General features: G+C 58.7%; 14 protein-coding genes. 7 read left to right on the top strand and 7 right to left on the bottom strand.

Annotated features, from left to right (window positions below; translation table 11 throughout):
- On the top strand, positions 1 to 2,132 hold a 2,132-nt coding region (katE, locus tag E0E17_RS15475; RefSeq protein ID WP_130835582.1), incomplete at its 5' end, for a catalase HPII.
- Between the two features lie 96 nt (positions 2,133 to 2,228).
- On the opposite strand, the gene osmE is transcribed toward katE, so the two are convergent.
- The gene (osmE, locus tag E0E17_RS15470; protein WP_130834898.1) at positions 2,229 to 2,564 is read right to left on the bottom strand and encodes an osmotically-inducible lipoprotein OsmE; all 336 of its coding nucleotides are present in this window, start codon (positions 2,562 to 2,564) and stop codon (positions 2,229 to 2,231) included.
- Between the two features lie 243 nt (positions 2,565 to 2,807).
- On the opposite strand from osmE, the gene E0E17_RS15465 reads away from it, so the two are divergent.
- The 5 genes from E0E17_RS15465 to E0E17_RS15445 all read left to right on the top strand — a co-directional run bounded on the left by E0E17_RS15465 (position 2,808) and on the right by E0E17_RS15445 (position 7,833).
- The gene (locus E0E17_RS15465; protein WP_130834897.1) at positions 2,808 to 3,998 is read left to right on the top strand and encodes a multidrug effflux MFS transporter; all 1,191 of its coding nucleotides are present in this window, start codon (positions 2,808 to 2,810) and stop codon (positions 3,996 to 3,998) included.
- 115 nt (positions 3,999 to 4,113) lie between these two features.
- Positions 4,114 to 4,941 (top strand): NAD(+) synthase, encoded by an 828-nt coding sequence (nadE, locus tag E0E17_RS15460; RefSeq protein ID WP_130834896.1) that lies wholly within the window; start codon positions 4,114 to 4,116, stop codon positions 4,939 to 4,941.
- A 67-nt stretch (positions 4,942 to 5,008) separates the two neighbouring features.
- On the top strand, positions 5,009 to 5,899 hold the full coding sequence (yddG, locus tag E0E17_RS15455; RefSeq protein ID WP_130834895.1) for an aromatic amino acid DMT transporter YddG: 891 nt from the start codon (positions 5,009 to 5,011) through the stop codon (positions 5,897 to 5,899).
- Between the two features lie 64 nt (positions 5,900 to 5,963).
- Positions 5,964 to 6,824, top strand: a complete 861-nt coding sequence (cho, locus tag E0E17_RS15450) for an excinuclease Cho (protein WP_130834894.1) — start codon at positions 5,964 to 5,966, stop codon at positions 6,822 to 6,824.
- 103 nt (positions 6,825 to 6,927) lie between these two features.
- Positions 6,928 to 7,833 (top strand): SDR family oxidoreductase, encoded by a 906-nt coding sequence (locus E0E17_RS15445; protein ID WP_130834893.1) that lies wholly within the window; start codon positions 6,928 to 6,930, stop codon positions 7,831 to 7,833.
- Between the two features lie 80 nt (positions 7,834 to 7,913).
- Here E0E17_RS15445 and spy read toward each other — a convergent pair whose 3' ends face one another.
- From spy to E0E17_RS15415, 6 genes are all read right to left on the bottom strand, one after another.
- Complete coding sequence (gene spy / locus E0E17_RS15440) at positions 7,914 to 8,402, bottom strand: ATP-independent periplasmic protein-refolding chaperone Spy (RefSeq protein WP_130835581.1); 489 nt, start codon at positions 8,400 to 8,402, stop codon at positions 7,914 to 7,916.
- A gap of 306 nt (positions 8,403 to 8,708) precedes the next feature.
- The gene (astE, locus tag E0E17_RS15435) at positions 8,709 to 9,704 is read right to left on the bottom strand and encodes a succinylglutamate desuccinylase (protein WP_130834892.1); all 996 of its coding nucleotides are present in this window, start codon (positions 9,702 to 9,704) and stop codon (positions 8,709 to 8,711) included.
- 62 nt (positions 9,705 to 9,766) lie between these two features.
- Entirely contained in the window at positions 9,767 to 11,095 is a 1,329-nt protein-coding gene (astB, locus tag E0E17_RS15430; protein WP_130834891.1) for an N-succinylarginine dihydrolase, read from the bottom strand.
- Positions 11,092 to 12,561 (bottom strand): succinylglutamate-semialdehyde dehydrogenase, encoded by a 1,470-nt coding sequence (gene astD / locus E0E17_RS15425; RefSeq protein WP_130834890.1) that lies wholly within the window; start codon positions 12,559 to 12,561, stop codon positions 11,092 to 11,094. Before astD ends, astB begins: the two co-directional genes overlap by 4 nt.
- Positions 12,558 to 13,589, bottom strand: a complete 1,032-nt coding sequence (gene astA / locus E0E17_RS15420; protein ID WP_130834889.1) for an arginine N-succinyltransferase — start codon at positions 13,587 to 13,589, stop codon at positions 12,558 to 12,560. Before astA ends, astD begins: the two co-directional genes overlap by 4 nt.
- Positions 13,586 to 14,806, bottom strand: coding sequence for an aspartate aminotransferase family protein (locus E0E17_RS15415; protein ID WP_130834888.1), 1,221 nt, complete (start codon positions 14,804 to 14,806; stop codon positions 13,586 to 13,588). Before E0E17_RS15415 ends, astA begins: the two co-directional genes overlap by 4 nt.
- A 184-nt stretch (positions 14,807 to 14,990) precedes the next feature.
- Here E0E17_RS15415 and E0E17_RS15410 point away from each other — a divergent pair, with 184 nt between their 5' ends.
- Positions 14,991 to 15,170: a hypothetical protein gene (locus E0E17_RS15410; protein WP_130834887.1), complete on the top strand. Its 180-nt coding sequence runs from the start codon at positions 14,991 to 14,993 to the stop codon at positions 15,168 to 15,170.
- The last annotated feature ends 5 nt before the right edge of the window (positions 15,171 to 15,175 follow it).

Genomic DNA, 15,175 nt, shown 5'->3' with positions numbered 1-15,175 from the left:
CCGGAAAACAACCCACCGCCCCCGGTAGTCTGAAAGCCCCTCAAGTCACTAACGCCAAACTGGACCAGCTTGACGCCCATCGCAAAAACGGGGAAAACGCCCCGCTGACCACCAATCAGGGCACGCGCATCGCGAACGATCAAAACTCATTGCGCGCCGGAACGCGGGGGCCGACGCTGCTGGAAGATTTCATTATGCGTGAAAAAATCACGCACTTTGACCATGAGCGTATTCCGGAGCGTATTGTCCATGCCCGTGGTTCGGCCGCGCACGGCTATTTTCAGCCTTATCGCGACATGAGCCATGTTACGAAAGCGGACTTCCTGCGCGATCCGCAGAAAGTGACGCCGGTGTTTGTCCGCTTTTCTACCGTGCAGGGCGGCGCGGGTTCGGCGGATACCGTGCGCGATATCCGCGGCTTCGCCACCAAGTTTTATACCGAAGAAGGCATCTTCGATCTGGTGGGCAATAACACCCCGGTGTTTTTTATTCAGGATGCGCATAAGTTTCCTGACTTTGTCCATGCGGTAAAACCGGAACCGCACAACGAAATCCCGCAGGGTGCCACGGCCCATGACACCTTCTGGGATTACGTTTCGCTGCAGCCGGAAACCCTGCACAACGTGATGTGGGCGATGTCAGATCGCGGCATTCCGCGCAGCTATCGCACCATGGAAGGCTTTGGAATTCACACATTTCGCCTGATTAACGCCGAAGGCAAAGCAACGTTTGTGCGTTTCCACTGGAAACCGGTGGCAGGCAAAGCCTCGTTAATCTGGGATGAATCGCAAAAGCTTATTGGTCGCGACGGCGATTATCACCGGCGCGAACTATGGGAAGCGATTGAGGCCGGGGATTACCCGGAGTATGAACTGGGGCTACAGCTGATTCCGGAAGAGGATGAATTTAAGTTCGATTTTGACCTGCTGGACGCCACCAAGCTGATCCCGGAAGAGCTGGTGCCGGTGGAACTGGTGGGTAAAATGGTGCTGAACCGTAATCCCGATAATTTCTTCGCCGAAACCGAGCAATCGGCGTTTCATCCCGGTCATATCGTTCCCGGCATCGACTTTACCAACGATCCCCTGCTGCAGGGCCGCCTGTTCTCCTATACAGACACACAGATCAGCCGTCTCGGCGGGCCCAACTTCCATGAGATCCCGATCAACCGCCCGGTTTGCCCCTACCATAATTATCAGCGTCAGGGTATGCATCGCATGGAAATCGATACCAACCCGGCGAACTACGAACCCAACTCCATTAACGATAACTGGCCGCGTGAAACCCCTCCCGCACCCCATCGCGGTGGCTTTGAAAGCTATCAGGAACGCATTGAAGGCCATAAAGTACGCGAGCGCAGCCCCTCTTTTGGCGAATACTATTCGCAGCCGCGCCTGTTCTGGCTGAGCCAGACGCCGGTGGAGCAGCAGCATATTATCTCCGCCTTCTCTTTTGAACTCAGTAAAGTCGGCCGAGGCTATATCCGGGAGCGGGTACTGGATCATCTGGCGCATATCGATGTCTCGCTGGCGCATGCGGTGGCTGAAAATCTCGGTATCGAACTGCCCGACGAACTGATGCATATCGCCCCGCCGCAGGATGTGAACGGCCTGAAGAAAGATCCCAGTCTGAGCCTGTATGCGGTGCCCAGCGGTACGATAAAAGGGCGTCAGGTGGCATTGCTGATCAGCGATGGCGTGAAAGCCGCTGACGTGCTGGCCATACTGCAGGAGCTGAAGGTGCATGGCGTACACGGCAAACTGATTGCTGCCCATATTGGGCAGGTGCGAGCCGATGACGGATCAGATATTCCGGTGGATGCCACCTTTACCGGTCTGCCTTCGGTGACCGTGGATGCGGTTATTGTACCGGACGGCAATATTGATGCGCTGCTGCTTAGTGGCGATGCGCGTTACTATCTGCTGGAAGCTTATAAACATCTGAAAGTGATTGGCCTGAGCGGCGATGCGCGACGCTTTAAACCGCAGTTTGGTCTGGCCGATGATGAGCACGAAGAGGGCGTGATTGACGAGGTGAAAGCGGAAGGCGTGCTGATGAGCGAATTTATCGCCGCGCTGGCGGCGCACCGTGTCTGGTCGCGTAGTCAGAAGGCGCAAAGTATTCCGGCGTAAACTGCGGGGCGACGCCGTCGCCTCGTTACCCTTGTCAGGCGTTACAATAAGTAACGGCCCGTGAAACACGGGCCGTCAGAGGTTCTGAACGCGGGATTACTGATTAGCCTGAGGATCGGTATCGTAATCTTTACAACTCTGGAAGCCGTAATTCATCACGCGGCCGGTATCGTTATAGCTCACAAAGTAGGTTTGCGGCTTGCCGTCGCGTTCGCCCAGCACATAGGTCTGACAGGTGCCGCGCGCGTGTACCATGGTGATTTCAGTGGAAGGCTGACCGGCGATCTGACGAACCTGGTCGCGTGTCATGCCCTTTTTCACATCTTTCACTACCGGCTGTGAAACATAGCTCTCCGCACGATCGTAAGCGGTACAACCAGAAAGCGCAGCCAGGGTTAACGCTGCAGCGACACATCCCATCACTTTGTTCATATTGTTGTTCCTCATTGCGTGTCCATGTGAAAGTAAGCCTGGAACATAAATCCAGATTTATCAACTTTATGGCGTGATAAATAGCAGCCTGATAAATCACGGGATGGGGTAAAAAAGCGTGTTCAGGCGTATCCGTCCTCGTATAATCCCCGGTAAGCGTAACGGCGCAGCTTCTCCGCAGGCGTCTGTTCGCCTGTCACTCCCGCATACCGGGTTTTACATCGTTAACAAGACAGAGGATCAATGACACCTGCACATTCTGACCGGCTGGTCTACGCCATCACGCTCGGCCTGATGGCTGCGCTGGGCCCGCTTTGTATCGATCTCTATTTACCCGCCCTGCCTGAACTGGCGCGCGATCTCTCCAGTGAAACCGCCACGGCGCAGCTCAGCCTGACGGCAGGCCTGCTGGGCCTGGGGGCCGGACAGCTGCTGTTTGGCCCGCTGAGCGACAAATTTGGCCGTTTTCGTCTGTTGCAGCTGTCGCTGGTGCTACTGTTTATCGCCTCCGTGGGCTGTGCCGTGGCACAGGATATTCATCAGTTGCTGCTGGCGCGCCTGTTTCAGGGGCTGGCGGGCGCGGGGGGCGCAGTCCTGTCGCGCGCCATTGCCCGCGATATGTACAGCGGCCATGAACTGACGCGCTTCTTCGCCCTGCTGATGCTGGTGAATGGCCTGGCACCGGTGGGCGCGCCGGTGCTGGGTGGGGTGATGATGACATTTCTGAGCTGGCGCGGCATCTTTCTGACGCTGGGCATCATTGCGCTGCTGCTGATTTTCCTTGCCCGCTGGAAGCTGCATGAAACCCTGCCGCCGGCGCGGCGCAATCCGGGCTCCCTCTTCTCCACCTGGGCGGCGCTGGGACAGGTGATCACCCATCGTCCTTTTATGGGCTTCTGTCTGACGCAGGGCTTTATGATGTCCGGCATGTTCGCCTACATCGGCGCCTCGCCCTTTGTGCTGCAACAGATCTACGGGTTATCGCCGCAGGCCTTCAGCTTCTGCTTTGCTGCGAACGGCGTTGGTCTGATTATCGCCTCGCAAACCAGTGCCCGGCTCTGCCCGCGCTGGGGCGAATATCGCGTGCTGAAAGGCGGCCTGACGCTGGCGTTTGTCGCCTCCACCGCTCTGCTGCTGGCGGGCGTGAGCCATGCGCCTCTGCCGCTGCTGCTGCTGGCGCTATTCTTTACCATCGCCAGCAATGGGGTGATTGCCACCACCGCCTCTTCGCTGGCGATGCAGAGCCAGGGAGAGCGTGCTGGTAGCGCCTCGGCGGTGATTGGCGTCACCATGTTTACCCTTGGCGCCATCACTGTCCCGGTCAGTGGGATTGGTGGCACTTCGGTACTGAGCATGACCAGCACGATCTTCGGCTGTTTTATGCTGGCGATTATTCTGTTTAATCTGCTGGCGAAAAAACCGAAAAACCAGTGATTTTTCACTGGTTAACGCGAAACAGCAGGTACTTTATCTTGTTGTTTCGCGTGATGCGCGTTAGCTTTAAGAGATTCGCACCGGGCCTTCAGGCCACTGATTTAAGGAGAGGTTCATGTCACTGCAGCAGGAAATCATCAAAGCCCTTGGCGTTAAGCCCACCATCGACGTACAGCAAGAGATCCGTGTCAGCGTTGACTTTCTGAAAGCCTATCTGAAAAGCAATCCTGCCCTGAAAACGCTGGTGCTCGGCATCAGTGGCGGTCAGGACTCTACCCTGGCGGGCAAGCTGTCGCAAATCGCTATCAGCGAGCTGCGCGAGGAGAGCGGTAATCAGGATTACACCTTTATCGCCGTGCGTCTGCCCTACGGCGTGCAGGCGGATGAGAGCGACTGCCAGGATGCGCTCAACTTTATCCAGCCCGATCGCACCCTGGTGGTGAATATCAAAGAAGCGGTACTGGCGAGTGAAAAAGCGTTAAAAGAGGCGGGCATTACCCTGTCCGACTTTGTGCGCGGCAATGAAAAAGCGCGCGAGCGCATGAAAGCGCAGTACAGCATTGCCGGCATGACGTCTGGCGTAGTAGTCGGCACCGACCATGCGGCGGAAGCGGTAACCGGCTTCTTCACCAAATATGGCGATGGCGGCACCGATATTAACCCGCTGTTCCGCCTGAACAAGGGTCAGGGCAAACAGCTGCTAAAAGCGCTGGGCTGTCCGGAACACCTCTATCTCAAACACCCCACCGCAGACCTGGAAGACGATCGCCCCGGCCTGCAGGATGAGGCGGCGCTGGGCGTCACTTATCAGATGATCGATGACTATCTGGAAGGGAAGGCAATCGATGCAGATGCCGCCCGCATCATTGAGGGCTGGTATCGCAAGACCGAGCACAAACGTCGTCCGCCGGTAACGGTGTTTGACGACTTCTGGAAAAAATAAGCTGTTACGCATTTCTCTCTCCTGCGGGAGAGAGAAATTTTTTCTTTTCTGTTGTCTAAGCGACCCCATGCCTCTTTCCCAGCCACGCGCGACCCTGACTGGCCTGAGTGCCATTTTGCTCTGGAGTACTACCGTGGGTCTGCTGCGCAGTATCAGCGAGGCCTTTGGCACCACTGGCGGCGCTGCCCTGGTGTATAGCACTACCGCCCTGTTACTCTGCCTGACGCGCGGATTGCCGCGGGTTCGCGCCCTGCCGCCGATCTACCTCTGGGGTGGCGGCGCCCTGTTTGTCGCCTACGAAATCAGTCTGGCGCTGGCGATCGGGCTGGCGAGCAACCGCAGTCAATCGCTGGAGTTGGGGATGATTAACTATCTCTGGCCCTGCCTGACCATTCTGTTTGCTATCCCGCTGAATCAGCAGCGTTTTCGCTTCTGGCTCTGGCCGGGGATTTTTCTCTCGCTGCTCGGCATCGTCTGGGTAATGAAGGGCGAAGGCGCCTGGTCGCCCTCCCTGCTGTGGCAGAATATCGCCAGCAACCCGCTCGCCTATGGCCTGGCGTTTTTCGCTGCCATCGCCTGGGGGTTATATAACAATCTTACGCGGCGCTTTGCGGGCGGCACCAGCGGCGTGAACCTGTTTTTTCTCTTCACCGCGCTGGCGCTGTGGATCAAATTCGCCTGCAGCGCCTCGCTGAGCGAGCTGCATTTTTCCCTGCAGCCGCTGCTGCAGGTGCTGTTTATGGGCGCCAGTACCGCCATCGCCTACTCCGCCTGGAACCACGGTATTCAGCATGGCAACCTGACGCTGCTGGCCACCGCCTCCTATTTTACTCCGGTGCTTTCGGCGCTGCTGGGGGCGCTCTGGCTGTCGCTGACACCCGGTTTCGCCTTCTGGCAGGGAGTTGTGATGATTACGCTGGGCTCGCTGATCTGCTGGCATGCGACGCGCCAGCGCTGACAGGCTGGCGAGAAGTTAACCAGGCTGATACACTGTATGAAAAACCAGTAACCGGAGCCTGTGTTTGAGCAGACGTGCACCTTCTCACCGCCTGGAGTTTGATGCGGCGGCGATTTACGAATACCCCGAACATCTGCGTCAGTGGCTGGAAGGCTTGCCCAACCAGCCCGGCGTTTATACCTTCCACGGTGAAAGCGACACCATGCCGCTCTACATCGGCAAAAGCGTGAATCTGCGTACGCGCGTGATGTCCCATTTTCGCACGCCGGAAGAGGCGAAAATGCTGCGGCTGGCACGGCGCATCAGCTGGATCCCGACCGCCGGCGATCTGGGTGCCCTGCTGCTTGAAGCGCAGATGATCAAAACCCAGCAGCCGCTGTTCAACAAGCGGCTGCGTAAAAATCGTCAGCTCTGCTCGCTGCAAATCGGCAGCGACAAACCGCAGGTGGTGTACGCCAGTGAGCTCGATTTTTCCCACTCCCCCGGCCTTTATGGTCTGTTCCGCAGCCGTCGCGCGGCGCTTGAAACCCTGAAGAGCCTGGCGGATGAGCATCAGCTCTGTCATGGCCTGCTGGGACTGGAATCTCTCACGCCCGGCCGCCCCTGTTTTCGTGCTGCCCTGCGCCGCTGCGCCGGCGCCTGCTGTGGCAGAGAGACGCGCGAGGCGCACCAGCAGCGCTTACTGACGGCGCTGGAGCATGTACGCGTGGTGTGCTGGCCCTGGCAGGGCCCGGTTGGTCTGGTGGAAGAAGGCAAATTTCAGACGCAGATTCATGTTATCGATCACTGGTTCTATCTTGGCTCGGTGAGCAGCATCGAAGAGGCGCGCAGCCTCAAGCGCGCCAGTGAGGGTTTCGATCACGACGGCTATAAAATTCTCTGTCGCCCGCTGCTGGCGGGTCACTATCCGGTGCTGCCGCTGTAATTTTTTTCTTCCTCCCGCTGTGCTTATCCCGGCGCGCACGTCCAGGCTTAATGCCAGGGTGTCGCCGTTAGACGGAGACGTTATCAGGACAGCAGGAGGAAGCATGTCACAACCTGAAAACAGCACGATTTCACCTCAGGATCCGCGTGAAGCGTATCCCAGCCCCCCTTTTGAACGTCAGCCCCAGGATCCCCCGGGTCTGGCGAGCAAAATGGTGCCGGTGCCGGATCATGGCGAGCAGAGCTATAAAGGCAGTGGCCGTCTGGCGGGACGCAAAGCGCTGATTACCGGCGGTGACTCCGGCATCGGGCGGGCAGCGGCCATTGCATATGCGCGCGAAGGGGCAGACGTGGCCATTAACTATCTGCCAGAAGAGGAACCGGATGCCCGGGAAGTGATTGAACTGATCCGTGCCGAGGGACGCAAGGCGGTTGCGCTGCCGGGAGATATTACCGACGAAGCCTTTTGTCAGCAGCTGGTGAACGATGCGGCCAGCCAGCTGGGTGGGCTGGATATTCTGGTGAACAATGCGGGCCGCCAGCAGTATGCGGAGTCGATTACCGAACTCACCACCGAATCCTTCGATAAAACCTTTAAAACCAACGTCTACGCCATGTTCTGGATCACCAAAGCAGCGATAGCGCACCTGAAGCCAGGCTCCGCGATTATCAATACCTCGTCGGTGCAGGCGGCGAAACCCAGCGCCATTCTGCTCGACTACGCCCAAACCAAAGCGGCGATCGTCGCCTTTACCAAAGGCCTGGCGAAACAGCTGGCGGAAAAAGGGATTCGCGTGAACGCGGTGGCACCGGGGCCTTACTGGACGCCGCTGCAATCCAGCGGCGGGCAGCCGATGGAGAAAGTGATGAAATTTGGCGAAGAAGCACCGCTGGGCCGCCCGGGCCAGCCGGTGGAGATCGCCCCGCTCTACGTGACGCTGGCGGCGGCGGAATCGAGCTTTACCTCCGGTCAGGTCTGGTGTTCTGACGGCGGTAACGGTACTTTCTGATGCAAAACCGCCGACGCTGCCCACAGCACGCAGGCCATGAACAACGTCGGCGGTCTCAAACCTCAACCGTGAATCAGTGATTATTCAGCAGCGGGTTGCGGCATTTTACCTTTATGCGCCGGCTTCTCTGTGAGACGTTTCTCAAAGTTAGCGTTGTACTGTTTTTTCTGTTCCGGCGTCAGTACGTTATAGAGCTTGTTCTGGGTTTCCATCATCGCCAGCGCATTGGCTTTCGCATTGGCGGTCATTTTCTCTGCCTGCGCTTCCGCTTTGGCACGGTCAAAGCTGTCTGCGGCGATAATGGCGTGGCTGGCACGACGCTCTTCCGGCGACGGGCGCTGCATCTCTTTACGGCTCTCTTTCATGATGTCACGCATCTGTTTTTTCTGCGCATCGGTCAGATTCAGATCGCTGAACATCATATGCATACCGTGATGCCGCGGCGCGTGGTGCATCGGTTTTTCACTGCCCGCCGGTGCAGGTGTCAGGTTGTCTGAGGCAGCATGGACGATAGTTGCCGCACCCAGCGCCAGGGTAGTCGCAAGAAAAAGGGAAGTCAGTTTACGCATCATATTGTCCTTACTTGTCAGTGTTATCGCGACAACCTGTGTCGCGTCTTCGGAAACAAGTCTACGATGCTGAACGTCAACTACTCAGAGCCTGCGTAAAGCCTTGAAAGCGCAAAAGTTAAAAATCAGCCAATCATGAAGAGAATAAGAAGAAAACGGCGAGGAATTGCAAAAGAATATGAATTTACAGGGAAAGTAGCAGAAATCGTGGAGAGTGTAACGGATTCGATGCCGCGCGCAAAGCAAAACCGGGAAGGTTTCACGCCTGGTTGCCGCAGCCGTCATCCCTGACGGCAACGCAGCCTGTTACAGCGGCAGCGCCCGGGTTTGTTCACCCTCCTCCACCAGCATCAGTCCGGCACGCAGTCCGCTGGCGACATTGGGGTTAGGAAACAGCACATATTCTCGCGCCTGCTGAACGTAGTAGCGTTGATCGCCATCTTCAGCCAGCAGCGTGCCCTGCGGAAAAGCGGTAAAATTCAGCGTCTCTTTGCCCATATGCAATACAAAGCGATCGCTGTGACGCGTAATCTGCTGCGCCACGCGATAGTGACGCGGCTTTTCATGCACCACGGGCAGCGCCTCGCCATACAGCAGCGCTGCCAGCGCCTGATGGGCTGCGGCAAACTGGCTGAGATCGTTTTCGCCGAACGGCAGCGCTTTCCCCAGTTCCAGCGTGCAGCTGGCGGCGTGAAAATGCTCGCAGCTAAAGTGGGTAAATGTTCCGCCGGGGGCGCGATGAAATACCAGCGCCTCCAGTCCGGCAGCCGCCAGCCAGTGGAGAAAATCAGCAGGCCAGGGACGGTTGTTCTGCGGCAGCACGCCGAAACGCGCATGATAAGAGCCGCGAATCGCCGTATGCAGATCGAAGTGCCAGCGTGTTTCATCCCCGGCACAGGGCGGCCAGAACAACTCCAGTGCCTGCTCCAGACGCAGCGCACGCCGCGCTTCATCACAATCCTCCACCTGCTGCCAGCGTCCGCCAAACAGCCGGTTAAGATCGTAATTGAGATAGCGTTTGCCCGCGCGCAGGGCAGGCGGATTGCCCAGCACTGCCAGCACGCGCGCCTGCAGCGGCTTCTCCCCGGACAGCAACGGCGTCAGTAGCAGGTTCATGATTTCCACCGGCGCGGTTTCATTGCCATGAATCGCCGCAGAGAACACCAGCGTCTGGTTCACCGGCGCTTTCGGCACCAGCTCCAGCAGCCCTTCATCCCACCACTGCCAGCTGAGGAAGTCAGTCTCCCCTTTCGGCACGCGGGGCATGCCCCCGGTCAGTGTTTGTTGTAAAAAATCCTGCATTCTTTCTCCTTTCCCCCTGAGCGGGCGAAAATCACGGCGCAGTTTATCCGCGCCGTCGCGGCTCAGCGCTGAAATGCATACACACTGCCTAAGTCTAGCAGCTGTGTCAGTTCGTCCAGCGCCTCGCGCCCTTCACGCAGCAGTTGCGGGTCGGCCAGATCGGCGGCCGAGAGCCGATCGCGGTAGTGACGATCCACCCACTGATTAAGGGTGGCGAACAGCGTATCATTCATCAGTACCGCCGGATTTAACGCCTGGCATTCCGCCCCGGTCAGTACTACCCGCAGGCGCAGGCAGGCGGGTCCGCCGCCGTTACACATGCTTTCACGCAGATCAAACACCTTCAGCGCGCGAATCGGCCCGCCGCTTTCCACCAGTTCGCACAGGTAGCGCCAGACGCCCGCGTGCTGACGCGACTCTTCCGGCAGCACCAGCATCATGCTGCCATCGGGCTGACTGAGCAGCTGGCTGTTAAACAGATAGGTATTCACCGCGTCCCTGACCGAAACACGGTTTTCCGGCACTTCGATGGCGGTAAAGCCCGGTACCCGCGCGCGCAGCTGCGCCAGCACATCAGCCTGATGTAAAAAGGCGTGCTGATGACAGAACAGCACCTGGCGATTGCTGACCGCAATCACGTCGTTATGAAAGACCCCCTGATCGATCACCGCCGGGTTCTGTTGCGCAAACAGCGTACGTTCCGGCGTCAGCTGATGGAGACGCGCCACCGCCTCGCTCGCTTCACGCGTCTGACGCGCCGGGTAGCGCGCCGGTACCAGGCCGCTGGTCGCCTCTTCCCGACCATAGACAAAAAGTTGCACCCCGGGATCCCCATACTCTGCGCCAAAGCGGTTATGGTTAGCCGCCCCTTCGTCGCCAAACAGCGCCACCTGCGGCAAGGCATCGTGCACCTGGAAATGCGCCGCATCGCGGAAAATGGCGCGCAGCAGCGCGGCAGTGCCTGGCGCTTCTGAGGCGCGATGGAATTTATTGTTCAGGTTCGCCACGGTAAAGTGTACGCGTCCGTCCGCGCTGTCGGCTGAGGGCGATACCGTTGCGGCATTGGCGACCCACATCGCCGAGGCGGAGCTGGCGGCGGAGAGCAGCTGCGGGGCCTGCTGCGCCGCCTGCGCCAGCACCTGCTCATCGCTGCCGCGAAAACCAATCTGGCGCAGCAGCGGCAGATTGGGCCGCTCGTGCGGCGGAATCACCCCCTGCACATAGCCCATATCGGCCAGCGCCTTCATCTTCAGCAGCCCCTGCTTCGCCGCCAGCTTTGGATTTGAGATGTGATTCTGGTTGCGCGTAGAGGCCTCATTACCAAAGGAGAGACCGGCATAATGGTGCGTCAGGCCCACCAGACCATCAAAATTGGCTTCCCGGGCAATCATGCTGTTTCTCCTGCGGCAGAAAAATCGAGACCCGGCAACAGCGTGGCGGGCAGCGTCAGGCTGGGTGATTCCAGCGACGCCATCGGCCAGGCGCAATAATCGGCCGCATACCAGGCGCTGGGCCGATGGTTGCCTGAAGCGCCAATACCGCCAAAGGGGGCGCTGCTGGCAGCGCCGGTCAGCGGTTTATTCCAGTTAACGATACCGGCGCGCGCTTCCAGCAACAGCTGATCGAACTGCGCGCGCTCCGGCGAAATCAGCCCACAGGAGAGACCATAACGCGTCTGGTTCGCCAGATGGATCGCCTCATCGAAGGTGTCGTAGCGCACCACGCTCAGCAGCGGACCGAATACCTCTTCATCCGGTAACTGTTGCACCTCTGTGACGTCAATAATGCCCGGCGTCAGGATTGCCGACTGCTTATCAGGCCAGCGCATCGCCAGCAACACCTGCGCGCCGAGTTCCAGACGCTTCTGCCATTCCTGATAAATATGCTGCGCCGCCTGCAGTGAAATCACGCTGCCCATAAAGGGTTGCGGATCGGCATTCCAGGCGCCCGGCTGCAGTCGGGCGCTGACCGCCACCAGCCGCTGCAGGAAAGCGTCGCCCGCCGCGCCGCGTTTCACCAGCAGGCGACGTGCGCAGGTACAACGCTGACCTGCGGTAATAAAGGCGGACTGAATGGCGATATGGACGGCACCGTCGATATCCGCCGGGTCTTCCACAATCAGGGCATTGTTGCCGCCCATCTCCAGCGCCAGCATTTTTTCCGGCTGACCGGCAAACTGGCGGTGGAGCTGATAGCCGGTATTGGCGCTGCCGGTAAACAGCAGGCCGTCGATCTGCGCATCGGCCGCCAGCGCCTGGCCGGTTTCCCGTCCCCCCTGCACCAGATTCAGCACCCCGGACGGTAAGCCAACGCTCTGCCAGAGGCGCACGGTTTTTTCCGCTGTCAGCGGCGTCAGTTCGCTGGGTTTAAAGACCACGCAGTTACCTGCCAGCAGTGCCGGCACAATGTGGCCGTTAGGCAGATGCCCGGGGAAATTATAGGGACCGAACACCGCCAGCACGCCGTGCGGGCGGTGGCGCAGCGAGCTTTCCCCTTCCACCTGTTCACCGGTGCGCGAGTGCCAGGCGCGAATGGAGATGGCGATTTTATTGATCATCGCCTGCACCTCAGTCAGCGCTTCCCAACGCGGCTTGCCGGTCTCCCGGGCAATGGTTTCCGCCAGTGCAACTTTATCCGCTTCCAGCGCAGCGGCAAATTTCTCTACCAGTGCCTGACGCTCGCTGAACGACCGCCGTCCCCAGGCAGGAAAGGCGGCGCGTGCCGCTTCACCGGCCGCCGCGACCTGCGCAGCGGAGGCGGCGTTGCCCTGCCACAGCAGCTTGCCCTGTACCGGGTCGTTTTTCTGGAAAGCCTCTGCGCTGCCGGTCAGCCACTGGCCATTAATCAGGTGCGTCATGCTTTTTTCTCCTCAGGACAGAGTGACACCACGCGCAGGCTGTCGCCTGGCTGGCATTTCAGCGCTTCCGCCTGGGCGGCGCTGAGTACAATACGATCGCTGCGCATATCCGCAGGCAGCAGCGCTGCGCGGTAGTGATGGTAGTCATTATTCGCTACCAGACAGAGCGGTAAGTTGACATCCGGCTCGCCCTGATCAACCTGTTGCAGGCGGCTTTTGCGGATAGCGCGGATCTGGTCAATGTCGCACTCCAGCGTCGGGCCGCCATCGAAAATATCGATGTAGTTACGGTAGCGGAAACCTTCCGCCTCCAGCACCGCGCGCGCCGGTGCCGTTTTCGGATGCACCTGGCCAATCACCGCCTGCGCTTCCGGCGACAGATAATGAAGATAGAGCGGATGTTTTGGCATCAGCTCAGCAATAAAGGTTTTCTGCCCGGTGCCACTGAGAAAGTCGGCCTGGGTGAATGACATGGAAAAAAAGTGGCTGCCCACGCTCTCCCAGAAGGGAGAATGCCCTTGCTCATCGCTGATGCCGCGCATCTCCGCCACCACGCGATCCATAAAGCGCTCGCGGAAATTCGCCATAAACAGAAAGCGCGATTTCGACAGCAGATAACCGTTTTTGCCGTCACGATAGTCCGGATCGAGAAACAGCGTGCACAGCTCGCTGCTGCCGGTATGATCGTTGCTCAGAGAAAGGATCGGCAGATTGGCGTAAACATTGAGCTCTTTCGACGCGTGTACCTGGGTTCCCACACGAAAGTTATACCAGGGCTCCTGCAATCCCACCGCGACCTCAATGGCGCAGATGCCCACCGCGCGATTTTCCTGACTGTCCGCCAGCACAAACACATATCCCTGTTCCGCGCGAGGCAGGCGATCCTGCCAGGTCTGGATCGAGCGCTCGATGCGCGCCTGCAGGGTGGCGCTGTCCACCGGCAGCGACGTCAGGCCGCCGCCGGTTTTGGACGCCAGCGCCAGCAGCTGCGGCAGATCGTCACGCTCGACGGGACGTATCACCATCATGATGCGGCTCCTCGTACCACGGCTTCGCACGCCTGCTCAAAGCGGGCCAGCCCGGTTTGCACATCCTGCTCGCTGATAATCAGGGCCGGGGCAAAACGCACTACGTTTGCCCCGGCGATCAGCACCATCACGCCCGCTTCCGCCGCCGCGAGGTTAAATTGTTTGGCTTTTCCGGCATAGTCATCATTCAGCACGCAGCCAATCAGCAAGCCGAGGCCACGGATCTCTTTAAACAGATGCAGGCGCTGGTTAATGGCATTCAGGCCGTCAACGAACCAGCGATGACGCTGCGCCACGCCATCCATCACCTCCGGACGATTAATCAGGCTCATCACCCGTCCGGCCACCGCGCCAGCCAGCGGGTTGCCGCCGTAGGTGGTGCCGTGCGTCCCCACACCCATCACCTGCGCCAGATCTTCCCGCGTCAGCATGGCGCCGATAGGGAAACCGCCGCCCAGCGCTTTTGCCGTAGTCAGCACATCGGGGATGACGCCGTAATGCATATAGGCGTAGAGCGAACCGGTACGACCCACGCCGCTCTGCACTTCATCAAAAATCAGCAGCGCCTGATGTTTGTCGCACAGCTCACGCAGTCCGCGCAGGAAAGCGGGATCGGCAGGCAGTACGCCGCCTTCGCCCTGGATGGGCTCCACGATCACCGCACAGGTGTCGTCAGTGATCAGGCTGGCCGCCGCCTCCAGATCGTTATAGGGCGCATGGGCAATCTCCGGCGGCAGCGGCGCGAAATCTTTTGAATAGGCGGGCTGGCCGCCAGCGGAAACGGTAAACAGGGTGCGGCCGTGAAAGGCGTTATTAAAGGCGACGATACCACTTTTGTTGCCGCCAAAACGGTCATGGGCAACTTTACGCGCCAGCTTGAGCGCCGCTTCGTTAGCTTCCGCCCCGGAGTTACAGAAGAACACCCGGTCGGCGAAGGTGGCGTCGATCAGCTGTTTTGCCAGGCGCAGAATCGGCTCGTTGGTATAGCCGTTGCCGGTATGCCACAGGCGCGACGCCTGCTCCTGCAGCGCCTGCTGCAGTTCAGGATGGGCATGCCCCAGCGCATTGACCGCAATGCCACCCGCGAAGTCGATATAATCTTTGCCGTTCTGATCCCAGAGGGTCGAGCCTTCAGCGCGTACCGGCACAAAGGCAGCGGGAGCATAAACCGGCATCATCCATTGATCGAAGTCGTGACGTGTAACCTGTTGTGACATAGCAACCTCTCATTGCCTCACCCAAGGTGAAGTTATTGTTTTAAAAATGTTAATAGCCTGAAAACGCAGCTCTACTCTAAATTGCACTTACCGTGCCAGCCAGCGCAAAAATGCATAAAATCGTTCTGCGTTCCAGATATCAATAACTTATAACCTGACGCTATTCACTTCTTCTGCATAAAAAGTGAATAAACTTCTGATGTGGGCAGGATTGCCGAAGATAAAACAGCGTTATTATGCATTCCTGAAACGAAATGTTGCTTTTGTGATCGATGATGGGATTTTTTGCCAGGAAAGCGCAACGCCAGCACCAGAATGGCGCAACGTGCCCTGTCAGGGTGCAGTGCCAGCGGGAGAAAAGTGAAGAAA

This window comes from [Erwinia] mediterraneensis, from assembly GCF_900604315.1.
GTDB classification, from domain to species: domain Bacteria; phylum Pseudomonadota; class Gammaproteobacteria; order Enterobacterales; family Enterobacteriaceae; genus Pantoea; species Pantoea mediterraneensis_A.
Note: the sequence above shows the minus strand (reverse complement) of the source record. Positions and strands in the feature narration are given on the sequence as shown.

What these genes read in the sequence shown, in the direction of transcription:
- osmE (WP_130834898.1), bottom strand. Translation starts at nt 2,564, where the DNA reads ATGAACAAAGTGATGGGATGTGTCGCTGCAGCGTTAACCCTGGCTGCG.
- E0E17_RS15465 (WP_130834897.1), top strand. Translation starts at nt 2,808, where the DNA reads ATGACACCTGCACATTCTGACCGGCTGGTCTACGCCATCACGCTCGGC.
- nadE (WP_130834896.1), top strand. Translation starts at nt 4,114, where the DNA reads ATGTCACTGCAGCAGGAAATCATCAAAGCCCTTGGCGTTAAGCCCACC.
- yddG (WP_130834895.1), top strand. Translation starts at nt 5,009, where the DNA reads ATGCCTCTTTCCCAGCCACGCGCGACCCTGACTGGCCTGAGTGCCATT.
- E0E17_RS15445 (WP_130834893.1), top strand. Translation starts at nt 6,928, where the DNA reads ATGTCACAACCTGAAAACAGCACGATTTCACCTCAGGATCCGCGTGAA.
- spy (WP_130835581.1), bottom strand. Translation starts at nt 8,402, where the DNA reads ATGCGTAAACTGACTTCCCTTTTTCTTGCGACTACCCTGGCGCTGGGT.
- astE (WP_130834892.1), bottom strand. Translation starts at nt 9,704, where the DNA reads ATGCAGGATTTTTTACAACAAACACTGACCGGGGGCATGCCCCGCGTG.
- astB (WP_130834891.1), bottom strand. Translation starts at nt 11,095, where the DNA reads ATGATTGCCCGGGAAGCCAATTTTGATGGTCTGGTGGGCCTGACGCAC.
- astD (WP_130834890.1), bottom strand. Translation starts at nt 12,561, where the DNA reads ATGACGCACCTGATTAATGGCCAGTGGCTGACCGGCAGCGCAGAGGCT.
- astA (WP_130834889.1), bottom strand. Translation starts at nt 13,589, where the DNA reads ATGATGGTGATACGTCCCGTCGAGCGTGACGATCTGCCGCAGCTGCTG.
- E0E17_RS15415 (WP_130834888.1), bottom strand. Translation starts at nt 14,806, where the DNA reads ATGTCACAACAGGTTACACGTCACGACTTCGATCAATGGATGATGCCG.